Annotated in this window: 5 protein-coding genes; all 5 read left to right on the top strand. The window is 69.9% G+C overall.

Going from position 1 to position 7,987, the window contains the following annotated elements:
- Positions 1–111: 111 nt before the first annotated feature.
- Positions 112–852 (top strand): response regulator transcription factor, encoded by a 741-nt coding sequence (locus tag SS2_RS13480; protein ID WP_066465013.1) that lies wholly within the window; start codon positions 112–114, stop codon positions 850–852.
- A gap of 20 nt (positions 853–872) precedes the next feature.
- Positions 873–2,018 (top strand): HAMP domain-containing sensor histidine kinase, encoded by a 1,146-nt coding sequence (locus SS2_RS13485; protein ID WP_066464984.1) that lies wholly within the window; start codon positions 873–875, stop codon positions 2,016–2,018.
- 61 nt (positions 2,019–2,079) lie between these two features.
- The gene (locus SS2_RS13490; RefSeq protein WP_066464986.1) at positions 2,080–3,033 is read left to right on the top strand and encodes an ABC transporter ATP-binding protein; all 954 of its coding nucleotides are present in this window, start codon (positions 2,080–2,082) and stop codon (positions 3,031–3,033) included.
- Positions 3,030–3,833 (top strand): ABC transporter permease, encoded by an 804-nt coding sequence (locus SS2_RS13495; protein ID WP_066464987.1) that lies wholly within the window; start codon positions 3,030–3,032, stop codon positions 3,831–3,833. Before SS2_RS13490 ends, SS2_RS13495 begins: the two co-directional genes overlap by 4 nt.
- A 254-nt stretch (positions 3,834–4,087) precedes the next feature.
- The gene (locus tag SS2_RS13500) at positions 4,088–7,939 is read left to right on the top strand and encodes a multifunctional oxoglutarate decarboxylase/oxoglutarate dehydrogenase thiamine pyrophosphate-binding subunit/dihydrolipoyllysine-residue succinyltransferase subunit (RefSeq protein WP_245643569.1); all 3,852 of its coding nucleotides are present in this window, start codon (positions 4,088–4,090) and stop codon (positions 7,937–7,939) included.
- Positions 7,940–7,987: the final 48 nt, after the last annotated feature.

The following is a 7,987-nucleotide window of genomic DNA, read 5'->3' on the forward strand; positions in this document are numbered from 1 at the left end:
GTGGACCCGCCGACGACGCATCCGGGCACGCACAGCATCCCCGCACAACAGACGCATCGTCCACCGTGTCTTCTGACGGCGGGACACAGCGCGATGTGCGATTGTGTGAACATGTCAGCCATCGCACCTCGCCCCGACGGGGCTCCCACTGTCGGAGCGACGATCCTCATCGTCGAAGACGAGCCCGCCATCGCCACAGCGATCGCGCAGCGCCTGACCGCTGAAGGATGGCGAACCGAGGTTGCGCGCGACGGGCTCAGCGGGGTCGACGCCGCCTCTCGCCTGCGTCCGGACGCGGTGGTCCTCGACGTCATGCTGCCCGGCATCGACGGCCTCGAGGTGTGCCGCCGGATCCAGGCCGAGCGACCGGTCCCCGTCCTCATGCTCACCGCGCGGGACGACGAGACGGACATGCTCATCGGACTCGGCGTCGGCGCTGACGACTACATGACCAAGCCCTTCTCCATGCGCGAGCTGGTCGCCCGCCTCAAGGCTCTGCTGCGCCGGGTGGACCGCGCCGCGCAGGCCTCGGCATCGCCGGCCAACGAGGCCGAGCCGCCGATGACCATCGGCGACGTCGTCATCGACCAGGCGCAGCGGCGCGTGCACCGGGCGGGCAAGGAGATCCACCTCACCCCCACCGAGTTCGAGCTGCTGGTCATGCTGGCCAGCTCCCCTAAGACCGTGCAGACCCGCGAGCGCCTGCTGGCCGAGGTGTGGGACTGGGCGGATGCGAGCGGCACCCGCACGGTGGACTCCCACATCAAGGCGCTGCGCCGCAAGCTCGGTGCTGACCTCATTCGCACGGTGCACGGCGTCGGCTACGCCTTCGAGCCTCCGGCCGACCACTGATCTCCGAGCCGGTCTCTTCGATGCCATCCCCCCGCCACCCTCGGTCGCTGCGCCCGCACCTGCCTGACGTCCGTCCCCTGGACCGCTTCCGCACGCTGAAGATCAAGATGGTCATCGTCGTGGTGGCCTCGGTGACGCTGGCCGCCTTCATCACGTGGTGGGGCCTGCGCAACTCCCTGGGCCCCACCCGCACCTTCCCGCTGGCGATCATCATCTCCATGGGCTTCACGATGCTGCTCGCCAAGGGCATGACGTCCCCGCTGCGGGAGATGACGGCGGCCGCGCAGGCGATGTCGGAGGGCGACTACAGCCGCCGGGTGCAGGCGACCAGCCGCGACGAGGTGGGCCAGCTGGCAACCGCCTTCAACATCATGGCCGAGGACCTCGAGTCCTCCGACCAGGTGCGACGCGAGCTCATCGCCAACGTCTCGCACGAGCTGCGCACCCCGGTCGCGGCTCTGCACGCCCAGCTGGAGAACCTCGTCGACGGCGTCGTGGAGCCGACGCCGGCCACCATGCAGACCGCTCTGACCCAGACCGAGCGCCTGACCCGGCTCATCACCTACCTGCTGGACCTGTCTCGGATCGAGGCCGGCGCGGCGGACCTCAACCTCACCCGCCTGGGCGCGGCCGACTTCCTCGAGGACACCGTCAACTCCGTCTCCACCCTCGAGGCGGGCAAGCAGCTGTCCTTCCTCGTGGACGTCGAGCCGACGGACCTGACCTTCGTCGCAGACCCGGAGCGGCTGCGCCAGATCCTGGTCAACCTGCTGCAGAACGCGATCCGCCACTCCCCCTTCGCCGGGGAGGTCTCGGTCCACGCCCGCGCGGCCGACGGCGCGGTGGTCTTCGACGTGACCGACCACGGCCCGGGCATCGCGGTGGCGGACCGCCAGCGGATCTTCGAACGGTTCGCCCGGGGGGCGGGCAACGCCCAGGTCGCCCTGACATCGTCGGGCGGGACCGGGATCGGGCTGGCCATCGTGCGGTGGGCGGTGGACCTGCACGGCGGTACCGTCGAGGTCGCCGACACCCAGGACGGCGCGACGATGCGGGTAACCCTCCCGCAACCCGCGGACGACGACGCCGACGCCGACGCCGAGGGCGCCTCAGGGACGCCCTTCGGCACCCCTGACGACGACGGCTCCCCCGCTCACCCGGCCTGACCTGCCTTTTCACCACCCCCGGGCCTTGTTCTATCGGGGGTAGAACAACTACCATCGGCGCATGGAACTTCCCGACGACGGTCCGGGCACTGTCAGTGTCCGCAACCTCACCAAGCACTTCGGCAGCGTCCACGCCGTCCAGGACCTGAGCTTCGACATCCGCCCCGGGCGGGTCACCGGTTTCCTCGGTCCCAACGGCTCGGGCAAGACGACCACCCTGCGCATGCTGCTCGGCCTCGCGACGCCCACCAGCGGCACCGCGACGATCTCCGGACGCAGCTACGCCGACATCCCGCAGCCGCTGCGCGAGGTCGGCGCCGCCCTCGAGGCGACGAGCTTCCACCCCGGTCGCACCGGGCTGGACCACCTGCGCACCTACGCCCCCTACGCCGGGGCCGACGACGCCCGCTGCGTGGGCCTGCTCGAGCAGGTCGGCCTCGGCCCGGCCGCCCGGCGCCGCGTGGGCGGGTACTCCCTGGGCATGCGCCAGCGCCTCGCGCTCGCCACGACCCTGCTGGGCGACCCTCAGGTGCTCCTGCTCGACGAGCCGTCCAACGGCCTCGACCCCGAGGGCATCCGGTGGCTGCGCGGGTTCCTGCGCCACCTCGCCGCCCTCGGCAAGACCGTCCTGGTCTCCAGCCACATGCTCTCCGAGGTCCAGCAGTCCGTCGACGACGTCGTCATCATCGCCGCCGGCCGCCTCGTCCACGCCTCGTCCATGGCCGAGCTCAGCGCACTGGCCTCCACGACCACGCTCGTGGCCTCCCCTGACGCCGCCGGACTGAAGGCGCTGGTCGCCTCCCGCGGCTGGACCGCCCACAGCCTCGGGGAGCCCCCCGACGCCCCGACCACCCCCACCCCCTCGGTCGAGCTCGACGGTGTCACCACCGCCGAGGTCGGCGCTGCGGCCTTCGCCGCCGGACTGGAGCTCCACACCCTCATGGACAAGTCAGAAGGGCTCGAAGACATCTTCCTGCGCATGATCGCCTCCGACGTGGATGGAGCGGCCCGATGAAGACCTCCCTCCTGAGCGAGTACCGCAAGCTCACCACGACCCGGATGTGGTGGGTCCTGCTCATCGCGATGGCCGCGTACATGGCCTTCCTCGGCGCGGTCATGGCCTGGTCCATGACCGTCACCCCGGCGGACGGCTCGACGCCGGCGATCGAGGTCACCGACGAGACGATCCGTTCGTCGGTCTACGCCACGGCGGTGACCTTCGGCTACGTCTTCCCGGTGATCATCGGCGCACTGTCGGTGACCGGGGAGTTCCGGCACAAGACCATCTCCCCGACCTTCCTGGCCGAGCCCAACCGGCTGCGGGTGCTCTGGGCCAAGCTCGGCGCCTCGCTGCCGATCGGGGCCTTCTACGGGCTGGTGGGCACCCTGGCCACCGCCGCTGCCGGGGCGAGCGTGCTCGCCCTGACCGGCAACCCGACCCTGCTGGGCGACAGCGAGACCTGGGCGGCGCTCGGCCGCTCCGTCCTCGCCCTGACCCTGTGGGCACCGGTCGGCGTGGGCCTGGGAGCCCTCATCACCAACCAGGTCGTCGCGATCGTCGTCGTGCTCGTCTACACGCAGTTCCTCGAGGCGATCCTGCGCATCGGCCTGGGCAGCCTGGGCGACGTCGGCACGACGATCTCCACCTACCTGCCCGGAGCCGCGAGCGAGGCGATCGCCGGTGGCAGCGTCTTCTCCACGATGGGCATGGGAGAGCTGCTGCCGTGGGCGGCTGGGGTCGTGGTGCTCGTCGGTTATGCGCTCGTCTGCACCGTGATCGGCGCGATGACCACATTCCGCCGGGACGCGGTCTGACTTACCTGCGCCAGACGATCCCGACACCCTCTTTGGACGATCACCAGACGATCGTTGCCCTGTGTTTGCCTAGACCTGAAGGCCCGGCCGACCTGACGAAAGTGGCCAGGTGATAAGCCCCACTTCGGTCCCTGGAGTAGGTCTTTAGGCCCTAGGCTGGGGAGGTCTATTACCGCACCTAGCGGTAGCGATCTGTGGTGAAAGTGGGCGATCCAAGCGTGTCCTCGAATGCTGAGTCAGAGTCGATCAGCGCGGTGAGCGCCATCTTCGGCGCCAACGAATGGCTAGTCGACGAGTTGTACGAGCAGTACCTCAAGGACAAGAACGAGGTCGACCCGGCGTGGTGGGACTTCTTCGAGAGCTACCAGCCCGGTGGCGCGAGCACCACGCCGGAGTCGGGTGCGCAGGCACCAGCCGCAGCCCCGACGACGGCGTCGGCGCCCGCTGCTGCGAGCGACGTTCCCCAGGCCGCTGCTCCGGCGAAGGCGGCCCCGCAGGGCTCAGCCGCCAGCGCCCCGGCGGCTGAGCCAGCTGCCCCGGCCGCTGCCGGCTCGCACGGCGAGCAGGCAGCCCGCCAGGCGCAGAAGGTCCAGATCGCCGCCGAGGCGCAGTCCGCGCCCATCGTCGCCGACTCCCCGACCGCGCCTCCCGTGGCCACCGCCCAGCCGGCCACCGCGCCCTACGCCGAGGTCGCCAAGACCAAGCAGAAGGCCGAGGCCTCCACCCAGGCCGACGACGTCCAGAAGCTGCGCGGCCCCGCCGCGCGCGTCGTGGTCAACATGGAGTCGAGCCTGGAGGTGCCCACCGCCACCTCGGTGCGCGCCATCCCGGCCAAGCTCATGGTCGACAACCGCATCGTCATCAACAACCACCTCATCCGTGGTCGCGGCGGGAAGATCTCCTTCACCCACATCATCGGCTTCGCCCTCGTCGAGGCCCTCGCCGAGATGCCCGCCATGAACGCCAGCTACACCCTGCTCGACGGCAAGCCCGCCGTCGTGCACCCGGCCAACGTCAACCTCGGTCTGGCGATCGACCTGGCCAAGCCGGACGGCACCCGTCAGCTCCTGGTGCCCTCCATCAAGGGCGCGGAGTCGATGGACTTCGCCCAGTTCTGGGCCGCCTACGAGGACGTCGTGCGCCGCGCCCGTGGCAACAAGCTCACCGTCGAGGACTTCCAGGGCACGACGATCTCGCTCACCAACCCCGGGACCATCGGCACCGTGCACTCCGTGCCGCGCCTCATGGCCGGCCAGGGCGCGATCATCGGTGTCGGCGCGATGGACTACCCGGCGGAGTTCGCCGGCGCCTCCGTCGAGCAGCTCTCCCGGATGGCGATCTCGAAGGTCCTCACGATCACCTCGACCTACGACCACCGCATCATCCAGGGCGCACAGTCCGGTGACTTCCTGCGGATCCTCGGGGTGAAGCTGCTCGGCCAGGACGGCTTCTACGACCGCATCTTCACCTCGCTGCGCGTCCCCTACGAGCCCGTTCGCTGGGTCCGTGACAACACGATCAACGCCGACGCCGAGGCCGCCAAGCCGGCCCGCATCGCCGAGCTCATCCACTCCTACCGCTCGCGCGGTCACCTCATGGCCGACACCGACCCGCTGGCCTACCGTCAGCGCAAGCACCCGGACCTGGACGTGCAGACGCACGACCTCACCCTCTGGGACCTCGACCGGGTCTTCCCGACCAACGGCTTCGGTGGCACCATGAAGGCCACCCTGCGGGACATCCTCGGCCTGCTGCGCGACTCCTACTGCCGCACCATCGGCGCGGAGTACATGCACCTGGCCGACCGCACGCAGCGCAAGTGGCTGCAGGCACGCCTGGAGGCTGGCTACGAGCGCACCCCGCGCGAGGAGCAGCTGCGCATCCTGCGCCGGCTCAACGCCGCCGAGGCCTTCGAGACCTTCCTGCAGACGAAGTTCGTCGGCCAGAAGCGCTTCTCCCTCGAGGGCGGGGAGTCCGTCATCGCCCTGCTCGACGCCGTCCTGTCCGGCGCGGCTGAGGCCGGCCTCGACGAGGTCTGCATCGGCATGGCCCACCGCGGTCGCCTCAACGTGCTCTCCAACATCGCCGGCAAGAGCTACGCGCAGATCTTCTCCGAGTTCGAGGGCAACCAGGACCCGCGCACCGTGCAGGGCTCCGGGGACGTCAAGTACCACCTGGGCACCGAAGGAACCTTCACCTCGGAGTCCGGCGCCAAGACCAAGGTCTACCTTGCGGCCAACCCCTCCCACCTCGAGGCCGTCGACCCGGTCCTGGAGGGCATCGTCCGCGCCAAGCAGGACCGCATCGATCTGGGCGGGGACGGCTTCTCCGTGCTGCCGATCCTCATCCACGGCGACGCGGCCTTCGCCGGCCAGGGCGTGGTGACCGAGGTCCTCAACCTCTCCCAGCTGCGCGGCTACCGCACCGGCGGGACGATCCACGTCATCATCAACAACCAGGTCGGCTTCACCACCGGCCCGGCGTCCTCGCGCTCCACGCTGTACTGCACGGACGTGGCCAAGGGCCTGCAGGTGCCGATCTTCCACGTCAACGGGGACGACCCCGAAGCCGTGGTGCGCGTGGCCCAGCTGGCCTTCGAGTTCCGCGAGCAGTTCGACTCCGACGTCATCATCGACATGGTCTGCTACCGCCGTCGTGGGCACAACGAGGGCGACGACCCCTCGATGACCCAGCCGCTCATGTACAACCTCATCGAGGCCAAGCGCTCGGTGCGCAACATCTACACCGAGAACCTCGTGGCTCGTGGCGACATCAGCGCCGAGGAGGCCGCGCAGGTCCTCGCGGACTACCAGGCCCAGCTCGAGCGCGTCTTCACCGAGACGCGCGAGGGCGGCTACACCCCACCTGCTGACTCCGAGCCGGTCGCCGGCCTGGAGCGCCCGGAGTCCCAGCGCAGCGACGCCGGGACGATGGTCGGCTGGAAGACGGCCGTGAGCCAGTCCGTGCTGGACCGGATCGCGCACGCCCACGTCACCCCGCCAGAGGGCTTCACCGTCCACCCCAAGCTCAGCCAGCTCCTCGACAAGCGCGCCAAGATGTCGAGCGAGGGCAGCATCGACTGGGGCTATGGAGAGATCCTGGCCTTCGGTTCCCTGCTCATGGAGGGCACCCCGGTGCGCCTGTCCGGTCAGGACTCGCGCCGCGGCACCTTCGTGCAGCGTCACGCGGTCATGCACGACCGTGAGACCGGTGCGGAGTGGACCCCGCTCCTCTACCTCTCGGGCGACCAGGCGAAGTTCTGGGTCTACGACTCCTCGCTGAGCGAGTACGCGGTCCTGGGCTTCGAGTACGGCTACTCCGTCGAGCGGCCGGACGCCCTCGTGCTGTGGGAGGCGCAGTTCGGCGACTTCGTCAACGGTGCCCAGACCATCATCGACGAGTTCATCTCCTCCGCCGAGCAGAAGTGGGGCCAGAACTCTTCGGTCGTCCTGCTGCTGCCGCACGGCTACGAGGGTCAGGGACCGGACCACTCCTCCGCCCGCCTGGAGCGTTTCCTCCAGCTGTGCGCCGAGGACAACCTCACGGTCGCCTTCCCCAGCACCCCGGCCTCGCACTTCCACCTGCTGCGCCGTCAGGCCTACGCCCGTCCGCGTCGTCCGCTCGTGGTGATGACCCCCAAGTCGATGCTGCGCCTCAAGGCCGCCGCCTCGGCTCCGGAGGACTTCACCACCGGCACCTTCCGGGAGATCATCGGCGACGACGCCGCGGCCGCACGCGCCGCGTCGGGGCAGTCCTTCGACCGGGTGCTGCTGTGCTCGGGCAAGGTCTACTACGACCTCATCGCCCACCGCGACAAGATCGGCGACACCTCCACGGCGATCGTCCGGCTCGAGCAGCTCTACCCGCTCGAGGGTGAGCAGCTGCGTGAGGCGCTCGCCCCCTTCGGCGACGCAGAGGTCGTGTGGGTCCAGGACGAGCCCGAGAACCAGGGTGCCTGGCCGTTCATCGCGCTCAACGCACCGGAGGAGATCGGTCGCCCGATCCGCGTCGTCTCGCGCAGCGCCTCGGCCTCCCCGGCCACCGGGTCGGCGAAGAAGCACCTCGCCGAGCAGACCGAGCTCATCGAGGCGGCCTTCGCCCGCTGATCCGCGACTGACCAGCCCGGCCGCTCCAGCGGCCACGACGGCGGGGGG

The sequence above is a fragment of the Sanguibacter suarezii NBRC 16159 genome, assembly GCF_001552735.1.
Classification (GTDB): domain Bacteria; phylum Actinomycetota; class Actinomycetes; order Actinomycetales; family Cellulomonadaceae; genus Sanguibacter; species Sanguibacter suarezii.